The 16,043-nt window shown below is 70.0% G+C and carries 17 protein-coding genes; 1 reads left to right on the top strand and 16 read right to left on the bottom strand.

Annotated features, from left to right (window positions below; genetic code table 11):
* Positions 1 to 87 precede the first annotated feature (87 nt).
* The 7 genes from ACSQ9E_RS11720 to ACSQ9E_RS11690 all read right to left on the bottom strand — a co-directional run bounded on the left by ACSQ9E_RS11720 (position 88) and on the right by ACSQ9E_RS11690 (position 4,845).
* Entirely contained in the window at positions 88 to 534 is a 447-nt protein-coding gene (locus tag ACSQ9E_RS11720; protein WP_200961123.1) for a hypothetical protein, read from the bottom strand.
* 16 nt (positions 535 to 550) lie between these two features.
* Positions 551 to 1,141 (bottom strand): DUF3299 domain-containing protein, encoded by a 591-nt coding sequence (locus ACSQ9E_RS11715; RefSeq protein WP_057203010.1) that lies wholly within the window; start codon positions 1,139 to 1,141, stop codon positions 551 to 553.
* Between the two features lie 65 nt (positions 1,142 to 1,206).
* Positions 1,207 to 1,461 (bottom strand): hypothetical protein, encoded by a 255-nt coding sequence (locus ACSQ9E_RS11710; protein ID WP_057203011.1) that lies wholly within the window; start codon positions 1,459 to 1,461, stop codon positions 1,207 to 1,209.
* A 27-nt stretch (positions 1,462 to 1,488) separates the two neighbouring features.
* A complete protein-coding gene (locus ACSQ9E_RS11705) occupies positions 1,489 to 2,715 on the bottom strand; it encodes an FtsX-like permease family protein (protein WP_428000666.1) in 1,227 nt (408 codons plus the stop codon).
* A gap of 14 nt (positions 2,716 to 2,729) precedes the next feature.
* Positions 2,730 to 3,392, bottom strand: coding sequence for an ATP-binding cassette domain-containing protein (locus ACSQ9E_RS11700; protein ID WP_436217866.1), 663 nt, complete (start codon positions 3,390 to 3,392; stop codon positions 2,730 to 2,732).
* Positions 3,389 to 3,814, bottom strand: coding sequence for a transcriptional repressor (locus ACSQ9E_RS11695; RefSeq protein WP_057267573.1), 426 nt, complete (start codon positions 3,812 to 3,814; stop codon positions 3,389 to 3,391). The genes ACSQ9E_RS11700 and ACSQ9E_RS11695 overlap by 4 nt, the downstream gene beginning before the upstream one ends.
* 167 nt (positions 3,815 to 3,981) lie before the next feature.
* Positions 3,982 to 4,845: a DUF6597 domain-containing transcriptional factor gene (locus tag ACSQ9E_RS11690; RefSeq protein ID WP_436217865.1), complete on the bottom strand. Its 864-nt coding sequence runs from the start codon at positions 4,843 to 4,845 to the stop codon at positions 3,982 to 3,984.
* Between the two features lie 98 nt (positions 4,846 to 4,943).
* On the opposite strand from ACSQ9E_RS11690, the gene ACSQ9E_RS11685 reads away from it, so the two are divergent.
* Entirely contained in the window at positions 4,944 to 5,900 is a 957-nt protein-coding gene (locus tag ACSQ9E_RS11685) for a class I SAM-dependent methyltransferase (RefSeq protein WP_436217864.1), read from the top strand.
* A 157-nt stretch (positions 5,901 to 6,057) separates the two neighbouring features.
* Here the strand turns inward: ACSQ9E_RS11685 and msrA are convergent, their stop codons facing one another.
* From msrA to ACSQ9E_RS11640, 9 genes are all read right to left on the bottom strand, one after another.
* Complete coding sequence (gene msrA, locus ACSQ9E_RS11680) at positions 6,058 to 6,603, bottom strand: peptide-methionine (S)-S-oxide reductase MsrA (RefSeq protein WP_436217863.1); 546 nt, start codon at positions 6,601 to 6,603, stop codon at positions 6,058 to 6,060.
* A 69-nt stretch (positions 6,604 to 6,672) separates the two neighbouring features.
* Positions 6,673 to 7,536 carry an isocitrate lyase/PEP mutase family protein gene (locus ACSQ9E_RS11675; protein ID WP_436217862.1) on the bottom strand — a complete coding sequence of 288 codons (864 nt, stop codon included), beginning with the start codon at positions 7,534 to 7,536 and terminating at the stop codon, positions 6,673 to 6,675.
* Entirely contained in the window at positions 7,533 to 8,939 is a 1,407-nt protein-coding gene (locus ACSQ9E_RS11670) for an FAD-dependent oxidoreductase (protein WP_436217861.1), read from the bottom strand. The genes ACSQ9E_RS11675 and ACSQ9E_RS11670 overlap by 4 nt, the downstream gene beginning before the upstream one ends.
* Positions 8,936 to 9,565 carry a cysteine hydrolase family protein gene (locus tag ACSQ9E_RS11665; protein ID WP_436217860.1) on the bottom strand — a complete coding sequence of 210 codons (630 nt, stop codon included), beginning with the start codon at positions 9,563 to 9,565 and terminating at the stop codon, positions 8,936 to 8,938. Before ACSQ9E_RS11665 ends, ACSQ9E_RS11670 begins: the two co-directional genes overlap by 4 nt.
* Positions 9,562 to 11,604: a hydantoinase/oxoprolinase family protein gene (locus ACSQ9E_RS11660; RefSeq protein WP_436217859.1), complete on the bottom strand. Its 2,043-nt coding sequence runs from the start codon at positions 11,602 to 11,604 to the stop codon at positions 9,562 to 9,564. The genes ACSQ9E_RS11665 and ACSQ9E_RS11660 overlap by 4 nt, the downstream gene beginning before the upstream one ends.
* Positions 11,601 to 13,316 carry a hydantoinase B/oxoprolinase family protein gene (locus ACSQ9E_RS11655; protein ID WP_436178483.1) on the bottom strand — a complete coding sequence of 572 codons (1,716 nt, stop codon included), beginning with the start codon at positions 13,314 to 13,316 and terminating at the stop codon, positions 11,601 to 11,603. Before ACSQ9E_RS11655 ends, ACSQ9E_RS11660 begins: the two co-directional genes overlap by 4 nt.
* Positions 13,309 to 13,812, bottom strand: coding sequence for a 3-isopropylmalate dehydratase (locus ACSQ9E_RS11650; RefSeq protein ID WP_436178484.1), 504 nt, complete (start codon positions 13,810 to 13,812; stop codon positions 13,309 to 13,311). The genes ACSQ9E_RS11655 and ACSQ9E_RS11650 overlap by 8 nt, the downstream gene beginning before the upstream one ends.
* The gene (locus ACSQ9E_RS11645; protein ID WP_436178485.1) at positions 13,809 to 15,086 is read right to left on the bottom strand and encodes a 3-isopropylmalate dehydratase large subunit; all 1,278 of its coding nucleotides are present in this window, start codon (positions 15,084 to 15,086) and stop codon (positions 13,809 to 13,811) included. Before ACSQ9E_RS11645 ends, ACSQ9E_RS11650 begins: the two co-directional genes overlap by 4 nt.
* Positions 15,083 to 16,039 carry a tripartite tricarboxylate transporter substrate binding protein gene (locus ACSQ9E_RS11640; protein ID WP_057203025.1) on the bottom strand — a complete coding sequence of 319 codons (957 nt, stop codon included), beginning with the start codon at positions 16,037 to 16,039 and terminating at the stop codon, positions 15,083 to 15,085. Before ACSQ9E_RS11640 ends, ACSQ9E_RS11645 begins: the two co-directional genes overlap by 4 nt.
* Between the last annotated feature and the right edge of the window lie 4 nt (positions 16,040 to 16,043).

Raw genomic sequence — 16,043 nt, 5'->3', positions numbered from 1 at the left:
TAGGGGATCAGGGGGATCAAGGGGAAGGGGGCCGGATGCACCCGCCAGCCCCTGCGCAGTGCGGCAGGGATGGCAAAGGCAGAGTCTTCAGCCCCGCAAGGCGGGCGGCCCGCGCGCCTGGAACAGCGCGACATGGCGCGCCAGCACGCGCTCGGCGTGCGTGGCCACCGGCGCCAGGGCCGGCAAGCTGGGCAGCAGCGCCGGTGCGGCGCTGTGCAAGGTATCACCCAGCGCGAGCTGGTCGAGCAAGAGGCAGTCCACCAGGCTGTGGCTGGACAGGAAGCCGCCGAGCATGCCCGGTGCATGGACGGACGCATGCTCCACCACGGCCAGCGCGCCATGGCCGGCATGGATCTGCGCCAGTGGCTGGGCATGGGCGATCTGGTGCAGGCGACCGATGGTGGGCACCCAGGCCAGCGCCAGCACCAGCCATACCAGCGCCGCATGGGCCGCCCACGCGCGCCCACCCTGCCGCTGACCGGGACGGGTGGCAGCGGCCGCAAGGGCAGTCGGCTGGATGCGCGGGTGGGTCACGACAAGGATGGTCTGCTTACTTCACCGGCACGGCTTCGACCACGCGGTAGTACAGGCCGTAAGGATCGTTCTGCAGCACCGTGAACCGGCCCTCGACCACCACGGGTTCGAGCGAGTAGCGCACGGGCGTCTTGGCCTTCACTTCGACCATGCTCTCGGGCCCGCCCGGAATGCAGAACGAGCATGTCAGCGGCACGGAGGTGAGCAGGAAGTGCGTCTGCGTGGCCTTGGCATCCAGCGGCATCATGAAGCCCTGGATGCGCTGCACCGTCTTGTCCATGCCCTGCTGCTGGGCGTTGAACACGGGCAGGATGCCGTCCTTGGTGGTCTTCTTGGTCAGGTCACTGAGCAACGACCATGGCACCACGTCGGTGCGCTGGGGCAGTGGCGCAATCGGGCTGTTGGGGCTGTGGTAGCCCGCGCCGGAGCCCGTGGGCGCCGTGCCCGGCATGGGCGAACTGAGCACAGGCGTGTTGTAGGGCGCTCCGGCCGTCGCCGCAGGCTTGCTTTCGGCATGGGCGCTGCCCACCCCCGCCAGGGCGCAGGCCAGCACCAGTGCGGCAGACTGGGCTGGCAAGGAACGGGACGAGAGAGGGTGGCGGTGCATGGAAAGTCCTTGGTGGCAGGGCTGGCGTATTTTCTTACAGATGCGCGGGCGTGGCGTGCAATGGGTCAGTGCACGTGGCGCATGCCGCAAAATTTACCGATACCTAGACCTTTGCAAGCGACCTGGAGTTCCTTCTGGCACTGGTCATGGCCCTTGCCCGATTCCAGGCACTTGGCTGCGGCCTCGTGCGCGGCCGCCATGGCGCGGTGGCGCTGGATGTCGGCCTTGGTTTCCTGGTCGGAGTGCGCGCCCTGGGCGTGCGCCAGGGCGCCAGCCAGCAGCAAGGGGGCCAGGGCCAGGGCGGTGAGCAGCTTTTTCATGGAAATCCTTTCGGGAGCAGTTGGTAATCAGGGTTGACTCAAGAGATCGGCCACTTCGGTGCGGTAGGCCTGCATGGCGGGCAGCAGCGCCGCAAAGGCGGCCACGAGCACGGCGATCAGCGGCACGCCCGCCTCGGCTGGCAGCCACACCAGGCCGCTCACGGGCAACAGGCCCTGCGCCTGCAGCACCCAGCCCAGCACCTGCGCCAGGCCATGGCCCAGCAGCAGGCCCAGGGCCGTCGCCATGGCGGCCAGCCACAGCGCCTCGCACAGCACCAGGCCGGCGACGCGGCCCGGCGGCGCGCCCAACATGCGCAGCATGGCCAGGTCGGTGCGGCGCTCGCGCACGGCATTCCACAGGGCGATGAACACACTGAGCGCGGCCACGGCCAGCAGCACGCCGCCAAAGGCGCGCAGCACGTCGGCCCCCACGCCCAGCAGGCGCAGCAGGCGGGTGACCTCGATGGCGGGAGCGGCCGCCTGCATCGACGTGTCGGCATTGATCTGGCGCGGCAGCGTGACGGCGGCCATGGGCGTGCGGTAGCGCAGCAGGGCCACGGTCACCTCGCGCTCCTCCTTGAGCACCGCCAGGTCCTCGGGCTCGGTGGCGGTGGCGGTCTCGTGCACCATCCAGACGGACTCGGTGGAGGTAAGGATGAGCCGGTCGAGCACGCAGCTGCAGGCAGCCAGCACGCCGGCCACGCGGTACGGGTGCTCGCCATGGGCATGCCCTCCCCCGCCCAGGCCATGGCTGCCGATGAAGGTGGCGCCGACCAAGGGCGCGCCTGCATGCGCTGCGCCCACGATGCCGCGCGCCACCGTGGCGCCCAGCACCGCATCCATGGGCTGCTGCCAGGGCTGGCCCTCGGCCAGAGTGGCGCCATAGAGCGCCAGGTAGTCGGGCGTGGTGCCCACGATGCGAAAGCCCTGGTAACTGTCGCCCAGGCTCAGCGGGATCACCTGCGCCACCAGCGGGTTCTTCTGCAGGGCTTGCACCTCCTGCAGCGGGATGTTGCCGGTGGGCACATCGATATGGAACACCCCCGCCAGGATGAGCTGCAGCGGGCTGCCCTTGGCCCCCACCACGAGGTCGATGCCGTCCAGGTCGCGCTCGAAGGCACGGTCGAGCTGCGTGGCCACCAGCAGCACCAGGGTGATCGCCGCCAGACCCAGCGTGAGCACCAGCAGGTTGAGCACGGCGGCCAGCGGGCGCGCCCACAGGTAGCGCCAGGAAAGGGAGAGAAGCTTGGCCATCGGGGCGGTAGACGTCAGTCGGCACGCATGGAGTTCAGGTCGAGCTGCTGCAGACCTGGCGTGGCCGCCAGGGCCTGCACAACGCGCTGGTCGTGCGTGGCGATCACCAGGCTGGCATCGCAAGCGGTGGCGCTGGCCTGCAGCAGTGCCAGGGCATCGGCCGCAGCCTCGTCGTCGAGGCTGGCCGTGGGTTCGTCCGCAAGCAGGATCTGGGGCGTGAGCAGCACGGCCCGCGCCAGCGCCACGCGCTGCGCTTGCCCGCCCGAGAGCTGGTGCGGCCGGCGCGCGGCCAGCTCGGCCACACCCACCTGGGCCAGCGCGCGGTTGATGGCCGCATCGTCGCGCGGCAGGCCGGCCGCAAAGTACACCAGGGCCAGGTTATCGGCCACCGTGAGCGCGCTGCTCAGGTGCAGCTTCTGCGGCAGAAAACCGACGCTGCGCGCACGCCAGGCATCGATCTCGGCGCCGCGCTGCGTGCCCAGTTGCGTACTGGCCACGAACAGGTCGCCGCCAGCGGGCGAACGCAGGCCCGCCAGCAGCGCCAGCCAGGTCGATTTGCCCGTGCCCGAGCGCCCGCGCAGCAGCAAGGTGCCGCCCTGGCGCAAGTCCACGTCGGGAAAGCGCAGTGCTTCACTGCCTGCGGCATAGGCGTAGGAAAGGCCCCGTGTGCGGATCATGCGGCAGCCCCCTCGGCCGGATGCGCGCACCCGGCGCAACGGCCACGCACGGCAATCTCCACCGCCAGGCTTTCGTGCCCGGCCGTGGCCAGCGCCTGCAGCACCTGCTTCAAGGCGCTTTGCACGCGCGCCGAGCCCTGTGCCAGGCGAAACTGGCGATGGCAGTCACCGCACTCGAAGCGGGGAACAGCGCCCTCCCCGCCCTGCGGCGCCAGCGCAAAGCGCGTGACGCGGGCGGCATCCACCTGCCGCTGCAGCAGGCCGGCGGCGGCAAAGCGGTCGAGCATGCGGTAGACGGTGACCTTGTTGACCGGCGCCCCGGCAGCCGCCAGAGCAGATTCCACCTCGGCTTCGGACAGTGCGGCGTCGGGCCGCGCCTCGAACAGTTGCGCCAGCGCCCGCGTGGCGCGCGTGGCCCGCATGCCGGCGGGCAGGGTCCAGGCGCTTGGCGTGGCGGCGACAACAGAAAGAGGGGAGCGAATCGTGGGCATGAGAGGAATGGCTGACCGGCGCAGGCCTGGTAACGCAATCGATTTGCATTATGCATGCTGCATGCCGGTCACCGGCCATTTCCGGACGAACCCTGCGGTCAAGACCAGAGCCGATAGAACCAGTAGCTGTCGTCCGTGTCCACGCCGCGCGCCAGTTCGCCCGGGCTGTGGCCGGTGACGCGCTGTGTCTCGCGGCACAGGTGCGACTGGTCCGCATAGCCGGCGCCGGAGGCCACGTCCTGCCAGCGCGGCACCTGGCCGCTGTGCTCGCTGTCGGTGCGTGCCTGCAGCAAGGTCGATTCGGCGCGCGACAGCCAGGCCAGGCGGCGCACGGGCTGGCCTGCCCAGGTGCGGGCATGGCGCTCCAGGCTGCGCAGGCTGCCGCCCAGTCCGCTGGCAGCTGCATGGGCCTGCAGTTCCTGCAACCAGCGGGTGCCAGGGGCACCATCGGCAACCTGCGCGCCATCGCGGCTGCGCCAATGGGTGGCCACCGTGTCTTCGATCAGTGCCATCCTGGCGGCATCGTCCTGCGCCTGCCTCACGGCATCGCACAGCGCACGCCATGGTGCCGGCAGCACCTCCTGGGCGGGCAGCAGGCCATCCACCAGTGCGCTGATGGGCAGGCCGGTCAGCTGGTGGAAGGCATGGGGCTGGAACACCACCCCGAAGGTGCGCACCGGCCCGGGATTGCGCGTGGCCCAGGGGCGGGTCTGCGGACCCAGCAACAGCGTGGAGGCCAGGGGCTGGGGTGCGCCGCCTTCGGCATCGATGCGCTCGGAGCTGCCCTGTAGAAACCAGGCCACGCCGCAGTAGACCGATGCCGGGTAGCGGTTCAGGCGCGGAGCCTCCTGCGGGTGCTTGCCGCCCGTGGTGTCCTTGATGAGGTAAGCACGGATGCAACCCGCCAGCGCCAGGGGCGGCAGGGCGACGGTGGCAAAGGGGAGCTGGAATCGCAGGCGCACGCCCCGCATCGTAGACGGGTTCGCCAGGCACCCTCCCGGGGTGCCCTTGGCGAAATCATTCAAGACGGCCGGGCGCAGACCTTTCAGAATCGCCCACCATGGCCCACAACCCACCCTCCCTCTCCCCTGCCCTGCAACCCCTTCTGGCCTCGGCCCGGCCCAGCCGCACGGCCTTGCTGTGCGGCATTGCCCGGGCCCGGCACCAGTTGCTGGACGGGGGTGAAGTGTTCGCAGACCCGCTGGCCCTCGAGATCCTGGGGCCGGAGCTGGGCGTCGCGGTGCGCCAATGGGCCATCGACCACGGACCCGGGGGGCACCTGAGCGACCGGGGCAGCTTCTCCGAAGCCATGCGCGGTGCCCTGGCCGCCCGCAGCCGCATCGCCGAAGACACCCTGCGCGAGGCGGTGGCCGCCGGGGCCACGCAGTACGTGGTGCTGGGCGCGGGCCTGGATACCTTCGCCTTGCGCAGGGGCTGGCCCAAGGGGCTTGCCCGGGTGTTCGAGGTTGACCACCCGGCCACCCAGGCCTGGAAGCAGCAGCTTGCCGCTGGCGCCGGCCTGTGGATGCGGCCAGGGGCGATCCATGTGCCGGTGGACTTCGAGCGCCAGGACTTCATGCAGCACCTGGTAGCCCAGGGTCTGGACCCGCACGAACGCACCGTGTTTGCCTGGCTGGGCGTCAGCATGTACCTGGCACCCACCGCCGTACGGGCCACGCTGGAACGCATAGGCACGCAGATGGCGCCGGGCAGCGTGCTGGTTTTCGACTATGTGCGCCGCCCTGCCCCGAAGGAGCTGGGCCGTCGGCTGGCCCTGGGCCTGATGGCGCGCCGCTTTCGCGGCATGGGCGAGCCCTGGAACTGCTTCCTTGGCGACACAGAACTGCAGGCCATGCTTGCGGACTGCGGCTTTGCGCCCCCGGAGATCATCAGTGCGCAGGACATCATGCGCACCCTGCTGTCGAGCCGCCCCGCGTCCCGGCTGCAACGGGCCATGGGTGGGCTGCTGGGCGGCGTGGTGCGCGTGCGGGTGGGCGACGGGCCCAGCCTGCTCTGAGGCTGGGAGTTTTTTGTCCGTGTCCGAATGGCGCGTCAAAACGCACTGGATCTAGGCGCAAAGCACAGCCATAGCTCCGGCTATGGCGAGCATTTGCAACGACGATCCGGGGTGTTTTGGCGTGCAAGGCGGGCATGAACGAAAGACTCTCAGCCTCTCAATCCTCCTTGAGGTACTTGCGGAAGGTCTTGCGGAACTTGTCCACCTTGGGGCCCACCACCATGGCGCAGTAGCCCTGCCCCGGGTGCTTGGCAAAGTAATCCTGGTGGTAGTCCTCGGCCGTGCTGTAGTTGGCCAGGGGCTTCACCTCGGTGGTGATGGGGGCGCCGAACAGCTTGTCCTGCGACATCTGGCGCACCATGGCGTCGGCCAGCTCGCCGTGGGCCGGGTTGTCGTAGTAGATGCCGCTGCGGTACTGCGTGCCCACGTCGTTGCCCTGGCGGTTGAGGGTGGTCGGGTCGTGGGTGTGGAAGAAGATCTCCAGGATCTCTTCGAGGCTGATCTCGTCGGCATCGAAAGTCAGGCGCACCACCTCGGCATGGCCGGTGTCGCCCTGGCAGATCTGCTCGTAGGTCGGCTTGATCGTCTGGCCGTTGGTGTAGCCGCTTTCCACGTCGGTGATGCCGCGCACGCGGTCGAACACCGCCTCGGTGCACCAGAAGCAGCCGCCGCCCAGGGTGATGGTTTGCAGTTTGTATGCCATGTGTTCTCCATGCAATGAAGGATTTCCATGGAATGGTAAGCGGCCTCGGGTGCCGCAGTGCCGGCGGGGCTATTCGTACTTCTTGCCCTGCTCCATCAACTCGGGTGTCCCGATCAGCGCATTGAGCCCATCGAAATCCAGCATGCGCTCCTTGAACGGCGCCGTGGTCTGGTGGGCCTGCAGGCTGGCGTAATAGCCCTGCAGGGTGTGGGCCACGGCGCGCGCCGTGCCGCCCGGGAAGATGGCGATGCGAAAACCGCGCTGGCCCAGCTCCTTCGCGCTTTGCACCGGGGTCTTGCCGCCTTCGACCATGTTGGCCAGCAGCGGGATGCGGTGGGCAAAGCGCTGGCAGGCGGCGTCCATCTGCTCCGGGGTGCGCAGGGCTTCGATGAAGAGCGCGTCCACACCACACTCCAGATAGCGCTCGGCGCGGTCGAACGCGGCATCGATGCCCTCGACCGCCAGCGCATCGGTGCGCGCCAGGATCAGGGTGCGGGCGTCGCGCCGGGCGTCGAGGGCCGCACGCAGCTTGCCCACCATTTCGGCGGCAGGCACCACGCTCTTGCCGTCCAGGTGGCCGCAGCGCTTGGGAAAGCCCTGGTCCTCGATCTGCACCATGGCGGCGCCCGCGCGCTCGAAGCCGCGCACCGTGCGCTGCACGTTGAGCGCATTGCCGAAACCGGTGTCGGCATCCACGATCACCGGCGTGCGCACCCGCTCGGTGATGCGCGCCAGCGTGTCTTCCACCTCGGTGTAGGTGGTCAGGCCAACGTCGGAGCGGCCCAGCCGGGTGTAGGCGATGGAGGCACCCGAGAGGTACAGCGCCTCGAAGCCCGCCTGCTCGGCCACCAGGGCGCTCAGCGCGTCGTAGACGCCGGGGGCCAGCAGGATCTGCGGCTGTTGCAGCCGTTCGTGCAAGGAAATCGTGGTCATGGGATGTGGCCCGTGGAGGGACGAAGCAGGTGTGCGGCGGTATGGGCCGCCAGGTAACCGCCGGCCACGGCGCTCAACAGGCCGTTGCCCGAGAGATAGCCCCAGACGGCATCGCCCGAGACGCCGCGCGCCGCGCCGCCGGCCGCCAGCAGGTTGGGAAACGGGCAGCCTGCGGTGTCGAGCACCCGGCAGCGCGCATCGATATCGAGCCCGCCCTGGGTATGGAACAGGGCCCCCGTGACCTTGACGGCGCAGTACGGAGCCTGCAGCGGCCGCGCCTTGGAACGAGGGTACGGGCCCTGCCCCGCCAGCGTGGCCGCCAGCGCGGTCTCGTCGCAGCCGATCACGGCGGCCAGGGCCTGAACGCTGTCGCAGTGCTTCACAGCGCCGGCAGCTTCTGCATCCACGAAGTCCGGAAAACCCCGCGCCAGTGCCAGGATCGGCGCGTCGAACACATTCCAGGCCACGCCCGCCGGCTGGGCCAGCACATGCACCGAGGCCTCCGAGTAGCCCTGCGTCTCGTCGTGAAAGCGCCGGCCCAGCGCGTTGACCTGAATGCCTCCCTCCATCATCAGCGCCCACGAGATCAGCGCGCCCTGCGGGATGGCCCACGAGCCGTGGCCCTGGTAGCCGCCCAGGTCGGCCAGACGCGCGCCCAGCGCACGGCCCCAGGCGATGGCGCTGCCGTCGTTGCCCATGTGGCCGGCGAACAGGGCATCGCGCATATCGGGCAGCAGCTCGCGCACCATGGCGGCGTTGCCGCCAAAGCCGTTGCAGGCCAGGATGGCCGCGTCGCACGACAGGTGTTCCAGCCGGCCGCCGGGCCGCTCGTAGCCCACGCCGATCACCAGGCCGGTGTCGTCCGCCCACAACTCGCGCACGGTGGCATCGGTCACCAGGGGGATGTCGGCCGCCGCGACGGCATTGGCCAGTCGGCCCATCAGGCCCACCCCGGTCGTCTCGGGCACCGCATGCATACGGCGCACGCTGTGGCCGGGGTACAGAAAGCCGTCTAGCACCTGCCACTGCAGGCCGTGGCGCTGCTGCAGCGCATCGAGCGCGGGGCCGATGGCCCGGGCATAGGCCTGCACCAGCTGCGGCGCCGCCCTGCCCTTGGCCTTGGCGCTGATGTCGGCGGCAAAGCGCTCGGGGCTGTCGTCAATGCCCAGTTCCTTCTGCACCCGCGTGGCCGGTGCCGGGATGAAGCCCGAGGACAGGGCCGAGGATCCCGTGGGCGTGGCATCGCGCTCCAGTACGGCGCATTCGACACCCAGGTCGTGCAGCATCAGCGCGGCCGTCAGGCCGCAGGCGCCGCCGCCAACGATGGCCACGGGCACATGGTTGCCCTGCGCGGCCGCGGGCATCCGGTCGGCCCGGCGAATGTTGGGCAGCGTGCCCGTCATGGCGTGCCCGCCGCCAGCGCAGCCATGAACTCTGCGCAGCCCAGCACCTGGGCCACGGTGGCCATGTCGGCCAGCGCGGTGTCGTGCACGTCCTGGCGGAAGGCGGCGCAGCCGTCCGACAGCACCAGGGTGCGGTAGTCGCGCATGTGGGCATCGCGCACCGTGCTGGCCACCCCGCCGTTGGTGACGATGCCGCACACCGCCACGGTATCGATGCCTGCGCGGCGCAGCACCCAGTCGAGCTGGGTGTTGAAAAAGGCCGAATAGGCCACCTTGCACACCGAGAGGTCCACCCAGGGCGCGATCTCGGACACATTGGCCTGGCCCCGGCTGCCGGGCGCGAAGTCGCCGCGCCGCAGAAAGGGCCGCAAGGTCTTGAGGTGGGGCGAGACCATGGGCTCGCCCTGTGCGTCGGGCCACAGCGTGAACTGGCTGCCTGCGACCAGGCCACCCCCGGCCTTGACGGAGGTGGCCACCTGCGCCACGCGCGCCGGCAAGGCCTGCGCAGCCGGGATCACCGCGCCACCGCGCGCATAGGCACCATCGGGCGCGAGAAAGTCGTTCTGCAGGTCGATGATGACCAGCGCCACGCGCCGGGTGTGCAGGGGGGATGCGGCGGCCGTCATGCGGAACGCACCAAAAGATTGCCCAGCGTGTCAACGATGGCGTGAAAGCCCGGCTCCAGCCACACCGTGGTGTCGGGTTGCTCCAGGATGGCCGGGCCGTCGATGCGGGCACCCACCGGCAGCTCCAGCCGCGCATGGCGCGCCGCATCCCACCACCGGCCGGCATGGAACACGCGCTGCACGCCCAACGAAGGGTTCAGCGTGGTCGACTGCGGGGCCAGCACCGTGAGGTCGAATTTGGGCCGCACGCCCACACGGGCGTAGCGAAGGTTCATCACCCGCACGGCAATGCCGTCGAGCACGCGGCCGAAGGCGGCGCGGTAGGCGGCCTCGAAAGCCGCCTGGATGCCCTCGCGGTGGAGTGCCTCCGTGGCGAGCGGCACCTGCACGGTGTGCGTCTGCCCGGCATAGAGCATATCCAGCGCAATGACCTCTTGCACCTGCACGAACTGCACGCCGGCCGAGTCCAGCCGCTGCTGGCAGGCAGCCGACAGGGCCTGCACGCGCTGTCGCAGGTCGGCCACGTCGAGGTCTGCCAGGGGTTTGTTCAGGGTCTGCACCGCGTCATGGCGCATGTCGGCCATCACGCAGCCGAGGGCAGAGGTGACGCCGGGGTAGCGCGGCACGATGCCCGTGCCCACCCCCACTTCGCGCATCATGGCGCAGACATGCAGGGCGCCACCGCCGCCGAAGGGCATGTAGGCGAACTGGCGCGGGTCGTGCCCGCGCTCGATGGACACCACGCGCACGGCGCCGGCCATCTTGGCATTGGCCACGGTGAGGATGGCCTCTGCGGCGGCCATCACCTCCAGGCCCAGGGGCTGGGCCACGTGGGTCTCGATGGCGTCGCGGGACTTGCCTGCATTCATGGCGGCGAGCAGCCCGCCACCCAGCGGCCGGTCGGCCGCGATGCGGCCCAGCAGCACGTTGGCATCGGTCACCGTGGGCCGGGTGTTGCCGCGCCCGTAGCAGGCGGGGCCGGGCACGCTGCCGGCCGACTCGGGGCCCACCTGCAGCATGCCGCTGGCGTCCACCGAGGCAATGGAGCCGCCGCCCGCACCAATGGTCTCGATCTGGATCATGGGCGAGCGCACCACCATGCCGAATTCGATGGAGGTCTGCGCCGCCAGCGCCGCCTCGCCGCTCGCCACCAGCGACACGTCGAACGAGGTGCCGCCCATGTCGCCCGTGATCGCATCCGGGAAACCTGCCGCCCGTGCGATGGCCGCACAGGCGATCACCCCCGCCGCTGGGCCCGACAGCGCCGTGCGCACAGGCACATCGCACGCCGTCTGGCGCGACATCACGCCGCCGTTGCTCTGCACGATGAGCAGTTCACCCGCGAAGCCCTGGCCGCGCAGGTCGCCCTCCAGCCGCTCCAGGTAGCTGCCCACCACGGGCTGCAAGGCGGCATTGAGCGTGGCGGTCGAGCAGCGCTCGAACTCGCGGATCTCGGGCAACACCTCGCTGGCGGCCGTCACATGCGGGTTGGGCCAGAGGCTGCGCACGGCGGCCACGGCCGCCTGCTCGTTGGCCGGGTTGGCGTAGGTGTTGATGAAGAACACGCAGACGGCCTCGCAGCCCGCATCGAGCAATGCCTGGGCCTGGGCTTTCACCTGGGCCAGGTCGACCGGCGTGTGCACCGTGCCGTCGGCCAGCACGCGCTCGTCCACCTCCAGGCGCAGGTCGCGTGGCACGATGGGCTCGAAGCTGCCGCGCAGGCCCCAGGTCTGCGGGCGGTCGCGCCGGCGCATCTCCAGCACGTCGCGAAAGCCGCGCGTGGTGATGATGCCGGTGCGCGCCACCTTGCGCTCCAGCAGCGCATTCGTGCCCACCGTGGTGCCATGCACGATGGTGGCGATGGCTGCGGCCGAATCCGCCACGCGCGCCACGCCGTTCATGAAGCCGCGCGCTTCTTCACCCCGGGTGGAGGGCACCTTGACGATGCGCGCACTGCCGTCGGCCTCGTCGAGAACGAACAGATCGGTGAAGGTGCCACCCACGTCCACCCCCACCACAAAGGAAGCCTTGCCGCTCATGCTGCGCCTTTCACTGCTGCTGCGCTGTTGTCCGCCACTACATAACCCATCGCTTCGTCGCTCTGGCGCGCTGCGGCCGACCGTGCCGCAGGTACACCGTAGCCCCCGCCACCAGGCGTCTCCAGCCGCACGCGCTCGCCCTTTTGCAATCGGATGCCGATCATCTTGGAACGCATGGGCGGCACCTTCCACGTGCCCGCGTTCTCGTAGCTGAAGACGTTCATGGCGGCCTCTCCGCCCCCGGCAATGCCCTGGGGCGCAGCCTTGCCGCGCTCGCCGAAGATGAAGACCTCGGCATCCTGCTCCAGCAATTCGATCTCGTAGATGGCACCCAGGCCCCCCCGGTGCTGCCCGTCGCCGCCCGAGCCCGGGCGCAGCGCCCATTGCGTGAAGCGCACGGGGTACGCCGCCTCCAGGATCTCCAGCGGTGGAATGGTCGCCGTGGAGATGGGCGCGTTGCCGTGGCTCATGCCATCGCCGTCCGAATGCCCGCCATGGCCGCCACCGAAGAAGCTGAACATCACCCAGCGCTGGCCCTTGCGCGCGGCATCGGTGCGGTGCCCGGCGATGGACAGGGCATTGATGGTGCCGTAGGCCTGGGCCATGGCGCGCTCGGGCGCGGCCAGGGCCGTGGCGCTGAAGATCACATCGATCATGCGCAAAATGGTCTCGGTGTAGCCGCCCACCGGGCGCGGGCGCGCGGCGCTGATCACCAGGCCATCGGGCAGCACGAAATCCACCGCGTCGAGCACGCCCGCATTGGCCGGCACATCCGGAAACAGGTGCTTGAGCGCCACGTAGCAGGCCGCGATGGCCGTGGCGCGCGAGATGTTCACCGGCCCGGCGCACTGGGGCGAGGTGCGCGAGAAGTCGAGCGTAAGCCGGTCGCCCTGCACGGTCATGTCCAGGGCAATGGTCAGCGCCTCGTCCTTCACCCCGTCGTTGTCCAGCATGTCGCTGAAGCTGTAGCGTCCATCGGGCAGTGCCGCGATGTGCGAGCGCATGAGCCTGACGGCGCGCGTGCGCAGCTCTCCCATGGCCTGCAGCACCACGGTGTCGCCGTACTGGTCGAGCAGGTCGTGCAGGCGGCGCTCGCCCAAGTCCAGCGCCGAGAGCTGGCCGTTGAGGTCGCCCCACAGGCTGTCGGGCAGGCGGGTATTGGCTTTCAGGATGGCCAGCACGTCCTCATCGAGCGCGCCGCCGCGCACGATGCGCACCGGCGGGATCTGAACCGCCTCCTGCCAGCATTCGGTGGCAGCCGGGTTGTAGTTGCCGGGCACGTTGCCGCCCACATCGTGCCAATGCGCGGCCGAGGCGAGAAAGCAGTACAGCCTGCCATCGCGAAAGAAGGGCCGCACCAGCTTGAAGTCGTTGGCGTGCGTGCCGCCCTCGTACGGGTCGTTGAACAGCCAGGTATCGCCTTGTGCCATGCCGCCGCGCCCGGCGGCGATGCGCATGGCCGCGCGCACCGCGAAGGCCATGGCCCCCACGAACACCGGCAGGCCCGACTTGCCCTGCACCAGCGTGTCGCCGCTCGTGGCATCGTACAGGCCGTGGCAGGCATCGTGCGCCTCGGCGATGATGGGGTTGAACGCGCTGCGGTACAGCGTGGCGTCCATCTCGTCGGCGATCTGCTCGAGCCGCCCGCGCAGCACGGCCAGCGTGACCGGGTCCATCGACGTTGCTGTGGTGGTGGTGGTGTTTTCAGCCATTCAAGGCCTCCTTGCCAAATCGGGCGCGCAGCTGGTTCATCAAGCCGCCAGCGCGCACCATGTCCATGAGAAACGGGGGAATCGGATCGCACGCCAGGCGCGTGCCATCCGCTGTGATCACGGCTGGGGCCTGCCAGTCCAGGGCAACGGCCTCGCCCTCGGCCACCTCGCCCGCCTGCGGGCAGGTCAGCAGCAGCAGGCCCAGGTTGAAGGCGTTGCGAAAGTACAGGCCGCTGAACGAGGGCGCGATGACCGCCACAACGCCCAGCCGCACCAGCACCGCAGCGGCCTGTTCGCGCGAGGATCCGATGCCGAAATTGGGGCCGGCCACGATCACGTCGCCCTTCCCTGCCCCGCCCACGAAGTCCGGCCGCACCGATTCCAGGCAGTGGCGGGCCAGCACATCGATGCCATGCTTCATCGCGTGGCCGGGGGCCAGCACGTCGGTGTCGATGTCGGCACCGAGCTTCCAGACCCTATGCAGTGCGGCGTTCATGCCAGCACCTCGCGCGGGTCGGCAATGCGGCCCTTGAGGGCCGAGGCGGCCACGGTGTAGGGCGAGGCCAGGTACACCTGGGCCGTCGCCGAGCCCATGCGCCCCTTGAAATTGCGCGCCGTGCTGGAGATCACGGTGGTGCCGTCGCCCACGCTATCGCCATAGCCGGCACAGGCGCCGCAGGTGGTCGGAAACAGCTCGGCGCCCGCCTCCTCCAGCACCTGCAGCACGCCTTCGGCGCGGGCGGCGGCCTGGTCCTGCTGGCTGGCGGGTGCCACCATCAGGCGCACGCCGCTGGCCACGCGCTGGCCGCGCAGCACACTGGCTGCGGCGCGCAGGTCGTCGAGCTTGGCGCCCGTGCAGGCGCCGATGTAGGCCACGTCGATGCGCGTGCCCGCATGCTGGCCCACTGCGGCGGTATTGGCGGGGCTGTGGGGCGCGGCCACCTGGGGGGCCAGGGTGCCGGCGTCGAAATCATGGCGGGTGAGCGGCGCGCCGAGGTCGGTCGCCCAGGCGTCCAGGCCTTGCAGGTCGGCCTCTGGCACCCCGTGGGCCGCCAGCCAGTCGCGCGTGGTGGCGTCGGGGGCGATCAGGCCGGCCTGAGCGCCCAGCTCGGCGCTCATGTTCGAGAGCGTCATGCGCTCCTGCATCGACAGGGCCTGCACGGCAGCACCGGCGAACTCCACGGCCTGGTACTGGCCGCCATTCATGCCGAAGCGGCCGATCATGTGCAGCATCATGTCCTTGGCGGTCACGCCAGCGGCGAGCTTTCCACTCCAATGCATCTGCAGCGTGTGCGGCACGCGCAGCCAGATCTCGCCGGTGACCACCACGCCCAGCATCTCGGTGCTGCCGATGCCGAACATGTAGGCACCGAAGGCCCCACCCGTGGGCGAATGCGAATCGCCCCCCACGCAGAACATGCCGGGGCGGATGTGGCCGTGCTGCGGCACCACCACGTGGCAGATGCCCTGGCCGTCGTACACGTGGGGCAATGCCTGCTCACGCGCCCAGTCACGCGCGATGCGCACGATGCGGCGCGACTCCTCGTCGCGCTCGGGCAGGTAGTGGTCCATGACCAGCACCACGCGCGACTTGTCCCAGATGGTGGCGCCCAGCTCGTCGAGCATGGGTTTGAGGCGCCGGGGGCCGGACGAGTCATGGAACATGGCCAGGTCCACCCGGCAGTTGACGATGTCACCCGGCGCCAGGCCGGTGCGCCCGCTCGCGCGGGCCACCAGCTTCTGTGCCAGGGTGCTGGGTGCGGAGCTCATTCGGGCTTGGCTCCGGCAAAACGCACGACCTTGGCCCAGCGCGGGATCTCGGCCTGCACGAAGCGGGCGAATTCCTCGGGGCTGTTGCCCACGGGCACGGCGCCCTCGGTCTCCAGGCGCTTTTTCACCTCGGGCGTGGCGATGGCCTGGCGGGCTGCGTCGCTCAGGCGCTTGGCCAGCTCGGGGGCCATGTTCCCGGGCCCGAACAGGCCGAACCAGGCGCTCGACTCATAGCCCGGCAGCACCTCTGCAATCGCGGGCACGTCCGGAAAGGCCGGCAGGCGCCTGGCACTGGTGACGCCAAGCGCGCGCAGCTTGCCCGCCCGCACCTGCGCCTGGGCGTTGCCCACGGCGGCGAACATCAGCTCCACCTGCCCGGCCAGCACGTCCTGCAGCGCCGGGGCCGTGCCCCGGTAGGGGATGTTGACGATGTAGGCGCCCGACTGCATCTTGAACGCATCGCCCGCCAGGTGCAGCGAGGAGCCCACGGCGCCAATGGCGAAGTTGAGCTTGCCCGGCCGCGCCTTGGCCAGCGCAATCAGCTCGCGCACATCCTTGGCCGGCACCGAGGGGTTGGCCACCAGGATCGAGGGCGAGGTGGCCACGCAGGTGAGCGGGGTGAAATCCTTGATCGGATCGAACGGCAGTGAGGGGTAGAGGCTGGCGTTGATGGCGTGGCTCGTGAAGCTCATGAGCAGCGTATTGCCATCGGGCGCGGCCTTGGCCACGGCATCGGCCGCGATGTTGCCACCCGCGCCAGGGCGGTTCTCCACCACCACGGTGCGGCCAAGCTGGCGCCCCATCTCGCTGGCCAGGTTGCGCGCCAGGGTGTCGGTGGAGCCGCCCGCAGGCGCGCCCACGAGGATGCGGATGGGCGCGTTCTGGGCCAGCACATGGCCCATGGACAGGGCCGCCGGCAAGGCCAGCAGCAGTTTTCGGCGGGGAACGGTCATGTGG

Origin of the sequence: Acidovorax sp. LjRoot118 (genome assembly GCF_964253575.1) — a bacterium.
In the GTDB taxonomy this organism is placed as follows: domain Bacteria; phylum Pseudomonadota; class Gammaproteobacteria; order Burkholderiales; family Burkholderiaceae_C; genus Acidovorax.
The sequence above is the reverse complement of the archived record's forward strand: the minus strand, read 5'-3'. Positions and strand labels throughout refer to the sequence as shown.